Source organism: Pseudomonas sp. R4-39-08 (assembly GCF_003852275.1).
GTDB lineage: Bacteria > Pseudomonadota > Gammaproteobacteria > Pseudomonadales > Pseudomonadaceae > Aquipseudomonas.
Genome location: NZ_CP027733.1, coordinates 4,756,111 through 4,772,689 on the forward strand (window position 1 = coordinate 4,756,111; position 16,579 = coordinate 4,772,689).

At 60.9% G+C, this 16,579-nt stretch carries 13 protein-coding genes; 3 read left to right on the forward strand and 10 right to left on the reverse strand.

Annotation, left to right across the window (positions count from 1 at the left end):
* Nucleotides 1-262: 262 nt before the first annotated feature.
* The 4 genes from guaA to C4J88_RS21955 all read right to left on the reverse strand — a co-directional run bounded on the left by guaA (nucleotide 263) and on the right by C4J88_RS21955 (nucleotide 5,181).
* Nucleotides 263-1,840 carry a glutamine-hydrolyzing GMP synthase gene (guaA, locus tag C4J88_RS21940; RefSeq protein ID WP_124408096.1) on the reverse strand — a complete coding sequence of 526 codons (1,578 nt, stop codon included), beginning with the start codon at nucleotides 1,838-1,840 and terminating at the stop codon, nucleotides 263-265.
* 81 nt (nucleotides 1,841-1,921) lie between these two features.
* Complete coding sequence (gene guaB / locus C4J88_RS21945) at nucleotides 1,922-3,391, reverse strand: IMP dehydrogenase (protein WP_015885726.1); 1,470 nt, start codon at nucleotides 3,389-3,391, stop codon at nucleotides 1,922-1,924.
* Between the two features lie 234 nt (nucleotides 3,392-3,625).
* Nucleotides 3,626-4,174: a sugar ABC transporter ATPase gene (locus tag C4J88_RS21950; RefSeq protein ID WP_124364282.1), complete on the reverse strand. Its 549-nt coding sequence runs from the start codon at nucleotides 4,172-4,174 to the stop codon at nucleotides 3,626-3,628.
* A 257-nt stretch (nucleotides 4,175-4,431) separates the two neighbouring features.
* Nucleotides 4,432-5,181, reverse strand: coding sequence for a sulfite exporter TauE/SafE family protein (locus tag C4J88_RS21955; protein WP_124408097.1), 750 nt, complete (start codon nucleotides 5,179-5,181; stop codon nucleotides 4,432-4,434).
* 140 nt (nucleotides 5,182-5,321) lie between these two features.
* Here C4J88_RS21955 and xseA point away from each other — a divergent pair, with 140 nt between their 5' ends.
* The 3 genes from xseA to leuA all read left to right on the forward strand — a co-directional run bounded on the left by xseA (nucleotide 5,322) and on the right by leuA (nucleotide 9,530).
* Nucleotides 5,322-6,701: an exodeoxyribonuclease VII large subunit gene (gene xseA / locus C4J88_RS21960; protein WP_124408098.1), complete on the forward strand. Its 1,380-nt coding sequence runs from the start codon at nucleotides 5,322-5,324 to the stop codon at nucleotides 6,699-6,701.
* 3 nt (nucleotides 6,702-6,704) lie between these two features.
* Complete coding sequence (locus C4J88_RS21965; RefSeq protein ID WP_124408099.1) at nucleotides 6,705-7,526, forward strand: M23 family metallopeptidase; 822 nt, start codon at nucleotides 6,705-6,707, stop codon at nucleotides 7,524-7,526.
* Between the two features lie 324 nt (nucleotides 7,527-7,850).
* Entirely contained in the window at nucleotides 7,851-9,530 is a 1,680-nt protein-coding gene (leuA, locus tag C4J88_RS21975; RefSeq protein ID WP_124408100.1) for a 2-isopropylmalate synthase, read from the forward strand.
* A 144-nt stretch (nucleotides 9,531-9,674) separates the two neighbouring features.
* On the opposite strand, the gene C4J88_RS21980 is transcribed toward leuA, so the two are convergent.
* From C4J88_RS21980 to hisS, 6 genes are all read right to left on the reverse strand, one after another.
* A complete protein-coding gene (locus tag C4J88_RS21980) occupies nucleotides 9,675-10,466 on the reverse strand; it encodes an amidohydrolase (protein WP_124408101.1) in 792 nt (263 codons plus the stop codon).
* The gene (locus C4J88_RS21985; protein ID WP_124364289.1) at nucleotides 10,454-11,602 is read right to left on the reverse strand and encodes a pyridoxal phosphate-dependent aminotransferase; all 1,149 of its coding nucleotides are present in this window, start codon (nucleotides 11,600-11,602) and stop codon (nucleotides 10,454-10,456) included. Before C4J88_RS21985 ends, C4J88_RS21980 begins: the two co-directional genes overlap by 13 nt.
* A 115-nt stretch (nucleotides 11,603-11,717) precedes the next feature.
* Nucleotides 11,718-13,187, reverse strand: coding sequence for a ribosome biogenesis GTPase Der (gene der, locus C4J88_RS21990; protein WP_076949869.1), 1,470 nt, complete (start codon nucleotides 13,185-13,187; stop codon nucleotides 11,718-11,720).
* Nucleotides 13,188-13,459: 272 nt separating this feature from the next.
* On the reverse strand, nucleotides 13,460-14,611 hold the full coding sequence (gene bamB, locus C4J88_RS21995; RefSeq protein WP_124368254.1) for an outer membrane protein assembly factor BamB: 1,152 nt from the start codon (nucleotides 14,609-14,611) through the stop codon (nucleotides 13,460-13,462).
* Complete coding sequence (locus C4J88_RS22000) at nucleotides 14,604-15,245, reverse strand: YfgM family protein (protein ID WP_124364292.1); 642 nt, start codon at nucleotides 15,243-15,245, stop codon at nucleotides 14,604-14,606. Before C4J88_RS22000 ends, bamB begins: the two co-directional genes overlap by 8 nt.
* Nucleotides 15,246-15,286: 41 nt before the next feature.
* On the reverse strand, nucleotides 15,287-16,576 hold the full coding sequence (hisS, locus tag C4J88_RS22005) for a histidine--tRNA ligase (protein WP_124368255.1): 1,290 nt from the start codon (nucleotides 16,574-16,576) through the stop codon (nucleotides 15,287-15,289).
* Nucleotides 16,577-16,579: the final 3 nt, after the last annotated feature.

Consider the following 16,579-nt stretch of genomic DNA (forward strand, 5'->3'; position numbering starts at 1 on the left):
TCATGCACCACGATAAACCCCAATGAAACCGGGCTGATGATGAGATTTGATACCATGCCCTTCCCTACTAGGGCGACATGGTATCGAGCACCGAACATGGCATTTGGCTCAGTCAATGCCCCGTACCATGCCATACAAACACGGTGCTTGGCGATGCACAAAGCTGCCAGAATTTGCCAGACCAAAAAAGCCAAAAGCCCGCAATTACGCGGGCTTCAGGGCATTTCTTGCTAGATCGTGCCGGGCAATGCCGGACGCGGGATCATTCCCACTCAATCGTCGCCGGCGGCTTGCTCGACACGTCGTAAGTCACGCGCGAAATGCCTTCGATTTCATTGATGATACGGCCGCTGACGGTTTCCAGCAGTTCGTACGGCAGGTGTGCCCAACGGGCGGTCATGAAGTCGATGGTTTCCACCGCACGCAGGGCCACGACCCATGCGTAACGACGGCCATCGCCTACAACGCCTACGGATTTGACCGGCTGGAACACCACGAAGGCCTGGCTGACCTTGTGGTACCAGTCGGCCTTGCGCAGTTCTTCGATGAAGATGTGGTCGGCGCGACGCAGCAGGTCGGCGTATTCCTTCTTCACTTCACCGAGGATGCGCACGCCCAGGCCCGGACCTGGGAATGGGTGGCGATAGACCATGTCGTACGGCAGGCCGAGTTCCAGGCCCAGACGGCGGACTTCGTCCTTGAACAGTTCGCGCAGCGGTTCTACCAGCTTGAGGTTCATTTCCTCAGGCAGGCCACCGACGTTGTGGTGGGACTTGATCACGTGGGCCTTGCCGCTCTTGGCGCCAGCCGACTCGATCACGTCGGGGTAGATGGTGCCCTGGGCGAGGTACTTGATGTTGTCCAGGTGTTTGGCCTGGGCATCGAAGACGTCGATGAAGGTACGACCGATGATCTTGCGCTTCTTCTCCGGGTCGGACTCGCCGGCCAGGTTGTTGAGGAACTGCTCCTCGGCGTTGGCACGGATCACCTTGACGCCCATGTTCTCGGCGAACATGGCCATCACTTGCTCGCCTTCGTGCAGGCGCAGCAGGCCGTTGTCGACGAACACGCAGGTCAGTTGGTCGCCGATGGCTTTGTGCAGCAGCGCAGCAACCACGGAGGAGTCAACACCGCCGGACAGGCCGAGCAGCACGTTGTCGGTACCGACCTGGGCACGCACCTGGGCGATGGCGTCTTCAGCGATTTTCGACGGCGTCCACAGGGCTTCACACTCACAGATGTCGAGGATGAAGCGCGACAGGATGCGCCCGCCTTGCTTGGTGTGGGTCACTTCAGGGTGGAACTGCACGCCGTAGTAGCGACGCTCATCGCTGAACATGCCGGCGATCGGGCAGCTCGGGGTGCTGGCCAGGATGTGGAAGTCTTCCGGCATCTTGGTGACCTTGTCACCGTGGCTCATCCACACGTCGAGGCCGAACAGGCCGTCGGCGTCGATGTGGTCTTCGATACCGTCCAACAGGCGGCTCTTGCCGACCACGTCGACCCGCGCATAACCGAATTCACGCAGCTCGGAGCCTTCAACCTTGCCGCCCAGTTGTTCGGCCATGGTCTGCATGCCGTAGCAAATGCCGAAGACCGGTACGCCCAGGTCGAACACCGCCTGCGGGCAGCGCGGGCTGTTGGCTTCGTGCACGGACTCGGGGCCACCGGCGAGGATGACGCCTTTGGGTGCGAATTCGCGGATCGCTTCGTCATCCATGTCGAACGGGTGCAGTTCGCAGTACACGCCGATTTCACGCACGCGGCGGGCGATCAGTTGGGTGTACTGGGAACCGAAGTCGAGGATCAGGATGCGGTGGGCGTGAATGTCGAGGGCCATGAAGTCAGTCTCGTCTAATGAATCAGAAACAACTCGGGGCTGAAAGAACAGCCCCGGTTACTTAACGTTTTGCTGGAAGCCTCAACCTACGCGGTAGTTTGGCGCTTCCTTGGTGATCTGCACGTCGTGGACATGGGATTCAGCCATGCCGGCGCCGGTGATCCGCACGAACTCTGGCTTGGTGCGCATTTCTTCGATGTCGGCGCTGCCGGTGTAGCCCATCGAGGAACGCAGGCCGCCCATCAGTTGATGGATGATCGCGCTCAGGGTGCCTTTGTACGGCACACGGCCTTCGATACCTTCCGGGACGAGCTTCTCGGCGCCTGCCGAGGAATCCTGGAAGTAGCGATCGGACGAACCTTGCGCCTGGGACATGGCGCCCAGAGACCCCATGCCACGGTAAGCCTTGTAGGAACGGCCCTGGAACAGTTCGATCTCGCCCGGCGCTTCTTCGGTACCGGCGAACATCGAGCCCATCATCACGCAGGAAGCACCGGCAACGATGGCCTTGGACAGGTCACCGGAGAATCGGATGCCGCCGTCGGCGATCAACGGCACGCCGGTGCCTTCAAGGGCTGCGGCGACGTTGGCGATGGCGCTGATTTGCGGCACGCCGACACCAGCGACGATACGCGTGGTGCAGATCGAGCCAGGGCCGATACCGACCTTGACCGCGTCAGCACCGGCTTCGGCCAGGGCCTTGGCGGCAGCGCCGGTGGCGATGTTGCCGCCGATCACCTGCACGTCAGGGAAGTTCTGCTTGACCCAGCGCACGCGGTCGATCACGCCTTTGGAGTGACCGTGAGCCGTGTCGACCACCACCACGTCAACGCCGGCTGCGACCAGGGCCGACACGCGGTCGCCGGTGTCTTTACCGGTACCAACGGCGGCGCCAACGCGCAGACGACCTTGGTCATCCTTGCTGGCCAGCGGGTAAGCCTTGGCTTTTTCGATATCGTTGACGGTCATCATGCCCTTGAGGGCGAATTTGTCGTCGACGATCAGCACGCGCTCGATGCGGTGCTTGTGCAGCAGCTCGCGCACATCGTTCTTGTCGGCGCCTTCCTTGACCGTGACCAGACGCTCTTTAGGCGTCATCACTTCGCGGACGGTGACTTCAAGACGGTTCTCGAAACGCACGTCACGGGACGTAACGATGCCGACCAGGTCGCCATCGTGCAGTACCGGAACGCCGGAGATGTTGTGCAGGCGGGTCAGTTCGAACAGGTCACGCACGGTGGCGTCGGCTTCGATAGTGATGGGGTCTTTCACCACACCGGCTTCGTAACGCTTGACCTTGCGCACTTCGGCAGCTTGCTGCTCGATGGTCATGTTCTTGTGGATGATGCCGATGCCGCCTTCCTGAGCCATGGCGATGGCCAGACGGGCTTCGGTGACGGTGTCCATGGCAGCGGAAACCAGGGGAATATTCAGCTCGATGCCACGGGTTAGGCGGGTCTTGAGACTGACTTCGTTAGGAAGCACCTCGGAATAACCGGGCACTAGGAGAATGTCGTCGAATGTCAGAGCTTCTTGGCTGATACGCAGCATCGCGGGGGCTCCCGAGCGGGAAAATGGAAGCGCGCCATTATACTCAGACACCCCTCAGGTCTCAACGTAAAACTCTGACATATTTGGGAATAGTGATAGATGGAGAAATCTGGCTTCGCCTGATCGTTCCCGCGCTCTGCGTGGGAATGCCGCCTTGGACGCTCTGCGTCCGGCCGTTGAGGTGACGCGGAGCGTCACAGGATGCATTTCCACGCGGAGCGTGGGAACGATCACCTACAGCTCGACCTTGACCCAGGCGATCTTCTGGTCCAGCCAATCGGCAAATTCGTCGATAAAGCTTTGCTTGAACCCCGCCTCTGCCCAATTGTTGAAGATAAAGCCCAGGTTGGAAAACCCGCATTCCTGCAGGAACAGGAAGCCGTTGATGTCGTCTTCGTGCCCACACAGCGGGCAGGTGAAGTTGTCGGTGTGGCCGGGCATCCAGTCTTCCAGGCTGTCGAACAGGGCTTCACCGACTTCCTTGCGGCACTCCGGGCAACCGGCTTCTTCAAGAAAACCCTTGGCTGGCGTATAGATGCAGCGTTTGTAGATGATTTCCAGGCCATTGACCGGTTCGTTGAACGGCAGCGCCTGCGGGTGCAGCACCACTGCGCGGGCGCCATCGGCCAAGGCGTAGGCCATGCGATTGCCGGTACGGCCGCAGGTGGTCAGTTCTTCCTTGATGATGTTCTTGCGCACCAGCCAGCGCACGATTGCCCGCGCGCGGGGCTCGTGGACGGGCAAGGTGGAGATTTTCGGGACAAGGATGCTTTGGGAGTTCATGGGAGTCCTGCGGTGTGGCTGCTGACGCTATCGGGGGCGAGCCCTAATACCAGTCAGTTAAGGCTTTTTGTAGGAGCGAGCTTGCTCGCGAAAAACTCACAGGCACCGCGTTCATTCAGAAAGCACGCGTTATCGTTGACGTTTTTCGCGAGCAAGCTCGCTCCTACAGACGGCGGTGTACGCTTAACTGACTGGCATTAGGGCGAGCCCCCGGTGGCGCCCTGAAGGCTGGCAGCTTAATCCCTGCTCCACCCAGGTCAAGTACTCAAATACCGCCCAATCAACGCAATCCCACTGGCCAGCACCAACCACGTCACCACCCGCACAAACGCCTCACGGGACAGACGCATCGTCAACCGGCGCCCGCACCACAGTCCCAGGGCCATCGCCGGCAACAGGCACACCGCCAACATCAGCAGCGGCAAATCGGCATACACGCCGGCGACCAGGAACAGGCTCAGGCGCACCACCGTGCTGCAACTGATCAACGCGCTTTGCGTGGCCCGCGCCGCGTCCTTGGGCAAACGGCTGTTCAGGTAGATCGCATATAAAAAGCCGCCGCTGCCGAACAACGCCCCAAACAAGCCGCCGACCGTGCCCATGGGAATCGACCAGCCCGCCGCCAACTGCGTGGGCCGCGCCTTCACCGCCAGGCTGTAGATCGCGTATGCGCTGATAAACAGGCCCATCAACAACAGCAGCAAGTCCGAATGCAGGTTGAGCAGAAACACCACGCCCAGTGTGCAACCAATCGCCATGCACGGCAGCAGTCGCAGCAATTCCGGTTTGCTCACGTCCCGACGTGTTTGCAGCAGGCCACCAAAGGCTGCGACAAAATCCAACAAGACCAACAGTGGGATGATCTTCGACAACGGCATGAACAGAATCAGCACAGGCCCTGCCACCAGCGCCGTACCAAATCCGGCGATACCGAAAACGATATAGGCCACGACGATACCGAGGCCGATCACCAGCCACTCAACCGCGCCGAACGACCACTGGCTCATCAGCTCAACCACATCATGGGCAATTCCTTGAAAGAGAATGCCGACACTTTAGTCATCCGTGAGCATTGCGCCAGTACGAAGGGGTGCGCTGGTAGAGCAATTCTGCCAAACCTTGCGCGAATGCCTATAAACTGCGGCCCATGATTAAAGATCCTTTTGCCCGACTGGGCCTGGACCGCGAAGTCCTGACTGTCAGCCAGCTCAACGGCCGCGCGCGGGTGTTGCTGGAAGACGTGTTCACCAATATCTGGGTTGAAGGCGAGATCTCCAACCTCGCCCGCCCGGCCTCCGGCCATGTGTATTTCACCCTCAAGGACAGCGGCGCCCAGGTACGTTGCGCGCTGTTTCGAAACAACGCGGCGCGGGTGCGCCAGGCGCTGAAGGATGGCCTGGCGGTGAAGGTACGCGGCAAGGTCTCGTTATTCGAGGGGCGTGGCGACTACCAGTTGATCCTCGACACCGTGGAGCCAGCGGGCGATGGTGCGCTTCGCCTGGCCTTCGATGCCCTGAAGGAAAAGCTCAGCGCAGAAGGCCTGTTCAGTGCCGAGCGCAAGGTGCCATTGCCGGCGCACCCTCGGCGCATCGGCATTATCAGTTCGCCGACCGGCGCGGTGATTCGCGACATCATCAGCGTATTCCGCCGACGCGCGCCGAACATTGAACTGACGTTGATTCCGACCGCCGTACAAGGCCGCGAGGCGATCACGCAGATTGTGCGCGCGTTGAAACTCGCCGACGCCCGCGGCTTCGACGCGCTGATCCTGGCCCGTGGCGGCGGCTCGCTGGAAGACCTCTGGTGCTTCAACGAAGAAGCCGTGGCCCGTGCGATAGACGCCTGTGTCACGCCCATCGTGAGTGCTGTCGGGCATGAAACCGATGTGTCGATCAGCGATTTCGTGGCAGACGTGCGCGCGCCTACCCCGTCCGCTGCCGCTGAATTGCTGGCCCCGGATGCCAGCCATCTGGTGCGCCAGGTGGAGAACCTGCATCGCCGCCTGGTGATGTTGATGCGCAACCGCCTGAGCCACAGCCGCCTGCGCCTGGAAGGCATGGCCCGCCGCCTGCGTCACCCGGGCGAACGTCTGCGCCAGCAGGCCCAGCGCCTGGACGACCTGGACATGCGCCTGCGCCGCGCCTTCGAGCGCAGCCTCAATACCCGTCGCGAACGCTTGATCCGCCTGGAAACCCGCCTCGCCGGCCAGCACCCAGGCCGCCAGTTGGCCCTGCTGCGCCAGCGCCTGGACAGCCTCGCCGAACGCCTGCCCCGGGCCATGCGCGAGGGCCTCAAGGCGCGACGCCTGCAGCTGCAAAGCCAGGTGCAGACACTGCAGGTGGTCAGCCCGCTGGCGACCCTCGGCCGTGGCTACAGCATCCTGCTCGACGAGCGCGGCCAGGCGATCCGCAATGCCGCGCAAACCCACACCGGCCAGCGCCTGACCGCGCGTCTCGGTGAGGGCCAACTGCAAGTGCGGGTGGAAGACAACCACCTGACACCCGTCACCCTTTCGTTACTGGATTGACCGATGCCACGTTTTCTCAGCTTGTTGATGCTCGTTTGCCTGACCTTCAATGTCCACGCCGACAGCTACATCACGCGCCTGCTGAACAAGCCGGTGCCCGGTGGCGTAGCGGTAGTGGACCTGGGGCCTGCGGCAACGGCGCCCAAGGCTACCTACCTGAACAGACCGGTGCTGGTGGTAAAGGAGCAAAACAACTGGCTGGCGATTGTCGGGATCCCACTGACGGTCAAGCCGGGTACCGAACGCATCGTCCACGGCGGGCAGCAACTGCCGTTCGTGGTGGGTTTCAAGAAGTACCCCGAGCAACGCATCACCTTGAAGAACAAAAGCCAGGTCAATCCGGAACCGGCGCAACTCAAACGCATCGAGGCCGAACTGGCCGTGCAGCTCAAGGCCTACCGCAGCTTCAGCCCGACTACGCCGAGCAACCTGCTGCTGGACAAGCCGGTCAACGGGCCGCTGTCGAGTAAGTTCGGGGTAAGACGTTTCTTTAATGGCGAGGAGCGCAATCCGCATTCGGGTCTGGATTTTGCCGTTGGCGCAGGTACGCCGATCAAGACCCCGGCGGCTGGCAAGGTGATCCTGACCGGCAACTACTTCTTCAACGGCAACACCGTGTTCGTCGACCATGGGCAGGGCTTTATCAGCATGTTCTGCCACATGTCGAAGATCGATGTGAAGGTCGGCGACCAACTGACGCGCGGCGCGGTGGTGGGCAAGGTCGGCTCGACCGGTCGAGCAACCGGGCCACATATGCATTGGAACGTCAGCCTTAACGACGCACGAGTCGACCCGGCGATCTTCATCGGCGCTTTCCAGCCCTGAATGGGCCAATTGCGCGCCCAATAAAGGCTGCGCAATTAAAGTCAGCCGCCGCCTGATTTTTAGCCATAAAATCTCTATTCCTACGCGAATAGGAGAACTTATCTCAATTTTTCGCGACTGCTTGCCATCTTTCACCCCGACGGTTAGGGTTGGGCTTATGAAAACCTCTCACACCCTCATTCAGCTTCGTCAGCACCGCAGCCTGTGCCTGGTCAGCGCACGACTGCCAGGCTGAATCGATCTGCCTCGTCTTTAAGCTTTATCCCCAATAACAGTTCTACGGCAGGCCGCCTTTTCTCGGCCCCTACAACAAAGGATTTCCCGATGAGCATGCTCAAAGACCCGTCTTCGAAATACCGTGCGTTTCCGATCATCGATATCCCGGACCGCACCTGGCCGTCCAAAACCATCACCACCGCGCCGATCTGGTGCAGCTCGGACTTGCGTGATGGCAACCAGTCGCTGATCGAACCGATGGACGCCGCGAAGAAGCTGCGCTTCTGGAAGACCCTCGTGGCCGTCGGCGTGAAGGAAATCGAAGCCTCCTTCCCGGCCGCGTCGCAAACCGATTTCGATTTCGTACGCACCCTGATCGAAGGCAACCACATCCCCGAGGACACCACCATCCAGGTGCTGACCCAGGGCCGTGAAGACTTGATCGCACGGACCTTCGAATCCCTGCGCGGGGCCAAGAAAGCCATCGTGCACTTGTACAACGCCACTTCGCCGTCGTTCCGCCGCATCGTGTTCAACCAGGACAAGGACGGCGTCAAGGCCATTGCAGTCAACGCCGCCAAGCTGTTCGTCAAGTACGCCGCGCAACAGCCGCAAACCCAGTGGACCTTCGAATACTCCCCGGAGACCTTCAGCGCCACTGAGCTGGAGTTCGCCAAGGAAGTCTGTGACGCGGTGATCGAGGTGTGGAACCCGACGCCCGAGCACAAGATGATCCTCAACCTGCCGGCCACCGTGGAATGCGCCACGCCGAATATCTATGCCGACCAGATCGAGTGGTTCGGTCGCCATATCAACCGCCGTGACAGCGTGATCATCAGCCTGCACACCCACAACGACCGTGGCACGGGCGTCGCCGCCACCGAGCTGGGCCTGATGGCCGGGGCCGATCGTGTCGAAGGCTGCTTGTTCGGCAACGGCGAACGCACTGGCAACGTCGACCTGGTTACCGTGGCGCTGAACATGTACACCCAGGGCCTCGACCCGCAGCTGGATTTCTCCGATATCGACGGCGTGCGCAAAGTCGTCGAGGAGTGCAACCAGATCCAGGTGCACCCACGTCACCCGTATGTCGGCGACCTGGTGCACACCGCGTTCTCCGGCTCCCATCAGGATGCAATCCGCAAGGGCTTCGCTCAGCAGAAAGACGACGCGTTGTGGGAGGTGCCGTACTTGCCGATCGACCCGGCAGACATCGGCCGCAGCTACGAAGCGGTAATCCGTGTGAACAGCCAGTCGGGCAAGGGCGGTATCGCCTACCTGCTGGAGCAGGAATACGACATCAGCCTGCCACGCCGCATGCAGATTGAATTCAGCCAGGTGGTACAGGCTGAAACCGACCGCGTCGGCCTTGAAATGACCGCACCGCAGATCTACGCCTTGCTGCAACGCGAATACTTGCAGGCCAACACCCCGTACGCGCTGGTCAGCCATCGTCTGCAGGAAGAAAACGGCAACAGCTACGTCGAAGTGGAAGTCTCCGGCAAGGGCCAAGGCGAGACCAACCTGCACTGGAAAGGCAAAGGCAACGGCGCGCTGGAAGCGCTGGTGGCGGGCTTGCCGATTGGTGTGGAGATCATGGACTACAACGAGCACGCGATTGGTGCGGGTACCAACGCCAAAGCGGCGGCGTACATCGAACTGCGCGTAAATGGCGAGCGGCCGGTGCATGGCGTGGGGATTGATGAAAACATCACCACCGCGAGCTTCAAGGCGCTGTTCAGCGCGCTGAACCGCTCGTTGAGCCAGCAGGAAGCGAAAGCGGCGTAAGCACCAGCCCTGATCATTCCCACGCTCCGCGTGGGAATGCAGCCCTGGACGCTTTGCGTCTGCCCTTAAAGTCGTGACGCGGAGCGTCACAGGAGGCGTTCCCACGCAGAGCGTGGGGACGATCTAGCCCCCGATGGCGGTCCGTCAGACAAATTGAAAGCTATCGGCATCCAGGTTCGCCGGAAATCGCGTGCGATACGCCGCCAGTTCAGCCGCATCCAGCTTCACCTGAAACACCCCATCCGCTTCCCCCGCGCTCAGCAACGTCTCGCCCTGGAAGTCCAGCACCTGGCTATCGCCGGTGTAGGCAAAGCCCTTCCCATCCGTGCCCACGCGGTTCACTGCGGCGACGTAGCACAGGTTTTCGATGGCCCGCGCCGGCAATAGTCGATTCCAATGCTGACGCCGCGCCCCCGGCCAATTGGCGGTGTAAAGCAACAAGTCGGTGTCCTGGGCATCGCGACTCCACACCGGGAAGCGCAGGTCGTAGCAAATCAACGGCCGAATACGCCAACCGTTCAATTCGAACTGCGCCTGACGTTCGCCGGGGGTGTAGTGATTGTGCTCGCCGGCCATGCGGAACAGGTGGCGCTTGTCGTAATGCAGCACCTCACCGTCAGGCCGCGCCCAGAGCAGGCGGTTACGGTGGCTGCCGTCCGCCGCCTGGATCATCACACTGCCCGTGATCACGGCGTTGTATTTCGCGGCCTGGGCCTGGAGCCACCGGTGCGTCGGGCCGTTTTCCGGTTCGGCCAGGGAAGCCGATTCCATGGAGAAACCGGTGGTGAACATTTCCGGCAATACCATCAGGTCGACGCCGCTGGCCTGCTCCAGCAACAGCTCGAAATGCTCAAGATTGGCCTGGCGGTCGTGCCACGCCAGGGTGGTCTGGATCAGGGCAATGTTCAGGTCTGGCAAGGTGCTCAAATCACGCATAGTTTTTCCGCCGCCTGTTGCAGCGTTTCCTCGCGTTTGGCAAAGCATAGGCGCACCAGGCGCTGGCCTTGGGGTGGGTTGCGGTAGAACACAGAGATGGGAATCGACGCCACGCCGTGTTCGCGCGTCATCCATTCGGACATGGCGACATCATCCAGGTCCGGGCGAATCCGGGAATAATCCACCAGTTGAAAGTAAGTCCCCGCCGATGGGCTGAAGCTGAACCGCGACGGCGCCAGCAACCGGCAGAACAGGTCGCGCTTGGCTTGGTAGAACGCCGGCAGCGCAGCCACGTGCTCCGGGTGCTCGGCCATAAAGTCGGCCAGCGCGTACTGCAATGGCGTCACGCCACAGAAACTGACGTATTGATGCACCTTGCGCAGCTCCGCCGTGAGGGCCGGCGGCGCAACCACATAGCCGGTCTTCCAGCCTGTGACGTGATAGGTCTTGCCGAACGAGCTGACCACGAACGCACGCGGGTACAGCTCCTCGTGGGCGAGCACGCTGACGTGGGGCACGTCGTCGAATACCAGGTGTTCATACACTTCATCGCTGAGCAGATAGATATCGCGGCCGCGAATCAGCTCGGCCAGTTGGTCCAGTTCCTCGCGGCTGACCAGGGCGCCGCTGGGATTGTGCGGGGTATTGAGCACAATCATGCGCGTGCGCGGCGACAGCGCGGCCTTGATGCGCTCCAAGTCCAGGCTGAAATCCTGCAGGCCCAGCTGCACATGCACGCAGCGCCCGCCGGCCAGCTCTACCGAGGGCGCGTAACTGTCGTAGCAAGGGTCGAAGATGATCACTTCGTCACCGTTGCGAATAACCGCCTGGATAGCGCAGAAAATGCCCTGGGTCGCGCCCGGCGTAATGGTTACTTCACGGTCGGCATCGACGCTGACACCGTAGCTGCGGGCAATCTTCGCCACCACCTGCTGGCGTAGCGCGGGCAAACCGCTCATCGGTGCGTATTGATTATGCCCGTTGGCGACGTGCCGCCCCACAGCGTCGAGCAAGTCTTGAGGGCCATTGAAGTCGGGAAAACCCTGGGACAGGTTGATTGCGCCGGTTTCGGCCGCCAACTGCGACATGCTGGTGAAGATGGTGGTGCCGACATTCGGCAGCTTGCTGGTGATCATGAAAGGCCCCTGCAGGTGAGCCCCAAGTTTTAAGCTGCCTGCCGCATCGGGTCAAGGCGCAAACCGTCACGCACAAAAAAGGGCTCGCAATGAGCCCTTTTTTGACACGTCGATATCAGCGCTTGTCGCGGCGCTTTTTATCGGCTTTCTTGTGATGCGTCATCATCCGACGCTTCTTGTTGACCTGGCGGTCGGTAAGGCTGTTCTTGTTGCCTTCGTATGGGTTCTCGCCGCCCTTGAACTCGATACGGATCGGCGTACCAACCAGTTTCAAGACACGGCGGTAGGTGTTTTCCAGGTAACGCACATAGGACTTGGGCACCTTCTCGATCTGGTTACCGTGGATCACGATAATCGGCGGGTTGGCACCACCCAAGTGGGCGTAACGCAGTTTGATGCGGCGGTTGTTGACCATCGGCGGCGCGTGCTCGCCCACCGCGTCTTCCAGGATCTGGGTGAGGCGGTTGGTCGGCCAGCGGGTGACCGCGGACTTGAACGAGTTCTGTACGGACGCGTAGAGGTTGCCCACGCCAGTGCCGTGCAGTGCCGAGATGAAGTGGATATCGGCGAACTCAACGAAGAACAGGCGACGCTGCAGCTCGATCTTGACGAAATCGCGCTCGCTCGGCGTCATGCCGTCCCACTTGTTGATCGCGATCACCAGCGCACGACCGGCTTCCAGGGCGAAGCCCAGCAGGTTCAGGTCGTGGTCCACCACGCCTTCGCGGGCGTCCATCACGAAGATCACCACGTTGGCGTCTTTGATCGCCTGCAGGGTTTTGACCACGGAGAACTTTTCAACTTCTTCGTGGATCTTGCCGCGCTTGCGCACACCGGCGGTGTCAATCAGCGTGTACTTCTCGTCGTTACGCTCGAACGGGATGTAGATGCTGTCGCGGGTGGTGCCGGGTTCGTCATAGACGATTACCCGGTCTTCACCGAGCATACGGTTGACCAGGGTCGACTTGCCGACGTTAGGGCGGCCGATGATGGCGATCTTGATACCGTCTTTTTCGCTCGGGCCAGGAATGCGCTTGGCTTCCTCGCCTTCGGCGACGATCTCCTCCTCACCCTCTTCTTCCTCATCGTCATCCTTGGGAAAGGTGCTGAGGGCAATTTCCAGCATCTGCGTGATGCCGCGACCGTGGGCACCGGCAACCGGGATCGCATCGCCCAGGCCCATCGGGCTGAATTCGGCACGGGCCGCCTCAGGATCGATGTTATCGATCTTGTTCGCGACCAGGTAGGAACGCTTGTTGCGCTTGCGCAGGTGCTCGCCAATCATCTGGTCGGCAGCGGTGTAGCCCGCACGGGCGTCCACCAGGAACAACACGACATCGGCTTCTTCAATGGCCAGCAGCGACTGCTCGGCCATTTTTTCGTCCATGCCATGTTCGTCACCGGAGATACCACCGGTGTCGACAATAATGTAGGAGCGCCCTTGCCACTTTGCCTCACCGTATTGGCGATCACGGGTAAGACCGGACAAGTCGCCGACGATGGCGTCGCGAGTCCTGGTCAGGCGGTTGAACAAGGTGGACTTGCCGACGTTAGGTCGGCCCACCAGGGCAATTACGGGAACCATGCGGCTCTCCACTTCGTTATTTCAGAAAATACAAAAGCCGCTGCAGGGCAGCGGCTGGTGCTCGACTGTAGGAGCGAGCTTGTCGTGGCGAGGGAGCTAGCTCCCGCTGGGCTGCGTAGCAGCCCCAAAACCATTCGACCGAGATGCATCAGATGCACCTGTTTGACCGGTTTGGGAGCGCTTCGCACTCCAGCGGGAGCAAGCTCCCTCGCCACATGACGCTCGCTCCTACAGGTGAAGCTGCCAGAGGGCTAAGCCCCCAAGCATAGTTCTTACTTGATGGTCAGGGCTTCCAGCTTGCCGCTGTTGCCATACACATAAAGCATGTTACCCACCACCAGCGGACGCGCACGCAAGCCGTCGCTGTCGATACGCTCGCGACCTACGAAGCGACCGTCCACCTGGCTCAGCAGGTGCAGGTAGCCTTCGAAGTCACCGACCGCTACGTAGCTGGAAAAGACTTCCGGGGCCGACAGTTGACGGCGAGCCAGGGAGTCGTTACTCCACAGTGCCGTGGTGGAACGCTCGTCGACACTTTCAACGGTGCCGGACGCCAGGCTCACATAGACGCTGCCAAACCCTTGGGCGACACCGGCGTAGCTGGAAGCATCACGCTGCCAGTTGACACGGCCGCTCTGCAGGTCCAGTGCCGCGACACGGCCCTGATAAGTGGCGACGTAGAGGGTCTCGCCGGACAGCAACAAGCCGCCGTCGATGTCCACCACGCGATCCAGCTCGGAACGACCTTGCGGGATAGCTACGCGGGTTTCCCAGGCCGGCACGCCGTTCTGGGTATTCAGGGCGACCACTTTACCGGTCGACAGGCCCGCAACGGCCAGATTGTTGGTCACAATCGGACCGCTGGTACCGCGCAAGGTCAACACCGCCGGGGTGCTGTCGTACAACCAGCGCTGGTTGCCGGTGGCCGCGTCCAGACCGATCACCCGATCATCCTGGGTTTGCACCACGACGACATCGCCGTTGGTGGCAGGCGGTGCGAGGACTTCACTGGTCACGCGAGCGCGCCATTTCTCTTCACCGGTGCTGGAATCCAGGGCCACGACCTCACCCTTGAGCGTGCCGAGCATGACCATGCCGTAACCCACGCCTACGGCGCCGGAAACAGGCAACTCAAGGTCTTTCTTCCACTTCACGTCACCGGTCATGCGGTCCATGGAGGTCACGATGCCAGTGACGTCAGCGGCCACAATGTTGTCACCGTCGATTGCCGGTACCAGCATGTTGTAGGTTTCACCCTGACCGTCACCGATGGAGCGGCTCCACTGCTTTTGCAGGACCACTTCTTCCTTGAAGCTGGTCAGCTCCGCAGGCGGCAGTTCTTTTTTACTGTTGCTGCTGCAACCCGCGGCCAGAACGGCCAGAGCCAGCAATGCTGCATGTTTCCAACGGATCACGTCACGCATCCCCTTTGGCCAAGTCGTCCAGCTTGATTTGTAAGCCACCGACCGCCGCTTCATCAGACAGCGCCGCCTTGGCTTTTTGGTACGCAGCATTGGCTTCGTCGGTACGACCCAATTGGACCAACAGGTCACCCTTGAGCTCTTCGCGAGTGGCTACAAATGCCTTGTCAGCATCGCCGTCGAGCAGTTTGAGTGCTTCGTCAGCCTTGTTCTGTGCCGCCAACACCTGTGCCAGGCGCTGACGTGCGATTTCACCCAGGGTCGGGTTGGTCGGTTTGTCGGCGATGGCCTTGAGCTCAGTGGCTGCATCATCGAGCTTGCCGGTGTCGACCGCGACTTTCGCGACGAACAGGCTGCCGTACTGCGCGTAGGCAGTACCGCCAAATTCGTTCTTCAGCTTGCCGGCCAGGTCTGCCACTTGGGCAGGGTCGGGCTTGCCGTCCGGCGTCAGGGTAGTTTCCAGCAACTGCTGATAAACGATCGAGGCGCCCTGGGACTGGTTGGCCTGATACTTGGTCCAGGCCTGCCAGCCGAACACCACCACTAAAGCCAGCAGACCGCCAGTAACCAGGGGCTTGCCGTTACGCTGCCACCAGTCCTTGAACTCGGCCAGTTGCTCATCATCAGTACTCGACACCCCAATACTCCTTAATCGCTAAATTCGGCTGTTCGACAGCTTCAACCCTGCACGACGCAGGTGGCCAGGTGCGCAGCGAGCGCATCAAAGGCAATGTTCTGTTGTTCGCCCTGACCACGCAGGGGTTTGAAACCTATCACTTGCTGGGCCAATTCGTCATCGCCGAGGATCAGCGCATACAACGCGCCGCTCTTGTCGGCCTTCTTGAACTGGCTCTTGAAGCTGCCCGCACCGGCATTGATCTGCAGACGCAGGTTCGGCAGCTGGTCACGCACTTTTTCGCTCAGGGCCAACGCAGCCAGTTCGGCGGCCTCGCCAAAAGCACAAAGATACACGTCCACCTGACGGGAAATCTCTTCGGGCACTTGCTCCAGGGTCTCCAGCAGCAGGATCAGCCGCTCGATGCCCATGGCGAAACCCACGCCCGCGGTCGGCTTGCCGCCCATCTGCTCGACCAGGCCGTCGTAACGACCACCGGCACACACGGTGCCTTGGGCGCCGAGTTTGTCGGTGACCCATTCGAACACGGTCTTGCTGTAGTAATCGAGGCCGCGCACCAGCTTCGGGTTGATCACATACGGGATACCCGCCGCATCCAGGCGAGCCTTGAGGCCCTCGAAGTGCGTGCGGGATTCTTCGTCCAGGTAATCGGCCATTTTCGGCGCATCGAGCAGCACGGCCTGGGTGTCGGCGTTCTTGGTATCCAGCACGCGCAACGGGTTGGTCTTCAGGCGGCGCTGGCTGTCTTCGTCCAATTTATCCAGGTGGGCAGACAGGTACTCCACCAGGGCGACCCGGTAGCGGCCACGGGACTCACTGGTGCCCAGGCTGTTGAGTTCGAGCTTGACCGCGTCGCGGATGCCCAACTGGCCCCACAGGCGCCAGGTCAGAACGATCAGTTCGGCGTCAATGTCCGGACCGTCCAGGTTGAAGACTTCGCAACCGATCTGGTGGAACTGGCGATAACGGCCTTTCTGCGGACGTTCGTGGCGGAACATCGGGCCGATGTACCACAGTTTCTGGGTCTGGCCGCCACCGGTGATGCCATGCTCCAGCACAGCGCGAACGCACGCGGCGGTGCCTTCCGGACGCAGGGTCAGGGAGTCGCCGTTACGGTCTTCAAAGGTGTACATCTCTTTTTCGACGATGTCGGTCACTTCACCGATGGAGCGCTTGAACAGCTCGGTGAATTCAACGATCGGCATACGAATCTGCTTGTAACCGTAGTTATCCAGCAGGCGCGCGACCGTGCTCTCGAAATAGCGCCACAGTGGCGTCTGCTCCGGCAGGATGTCGTTCATGCCACGAATGGCTTGCAGAGACTTGCTCACATC

Bases quoted from the DNA above. Each gene is read 5' to 3' on its own strand.
- guaA (WP_124408096.1), bottom strand. From the start codon at position 1,840: ATGGCCCTCGACATTCACGCCCACCGCATCCTGATCCTCGACTTCGGT.
- guaB (WP_015885726.1), bottom strand. From the start codon at position 3,391: ATGCTGCGTATCAGCCAAGAAGCTCTGACATTCGACGACATTCTCCTA.
- C4J88_RS21950 (WP_124364282.1), bottom strand. From the start codon at position 4,174: ATGAACTCCCAAAGCATCCTTGTCCCGAAAATCTCCACCTTGCCCGTC.
- C4J88_RS21955 (WP_124408097.1), bottom strand. From the start codon at position 5,181: ATGAGCCAGTGGTCGTTCGGCGCGGTTGAGTGGCTGGTGATCGGCCTC.
- xseA (WP_124408098.1), top strand. From the start codon at position 5,322: ATGATTAAAGATCCTTTTGCCCGACTGGGCCTGGACCGCGAAGTCCTG.
- C4J88_RS21965 (WP_124408099.1), top strand. From the start codon at position 6,705: ATGCCACGTTTTCTCAGCTTGTTGATGCTCGTTTGCCTGACCTTCAAT.
- leuA (WP_124408100.1), top strand. From the start codon at position 7,851: ATGAGCATGCTCAAAGACCCGTCTTCGAAATACCGTGCGTTTCCGATC.
- C4J88_RS21980 (WP_124408101.1), bottom strand. From the start codon at position 10,466: ATGCGTGATTTGAGCACCTTGCCAGACCTGAACATTGCCCTGATCCAG.
- C4J88_RS21985 (WP_124364289.1), bottom strand. From the start codon at position 11,602: ATGATCACCAGCAAGCTGCCGAATGTCGGCACCACCATCTTCACCAGC.
- der (WP_076949869.1), bottom strand. From the start codon at position 13,187: ATGGTTCCCGTAATTGCCCTGGTGGGCCGACCTAACGTCGGCAAGTCC.
- bamB (WP_124368254.1), bottom strand. From the start codon at position 14,611: ATGCGTGACGTGATCCGTTGGAAACATGCAGCATTGCTGGCTCTGGCC.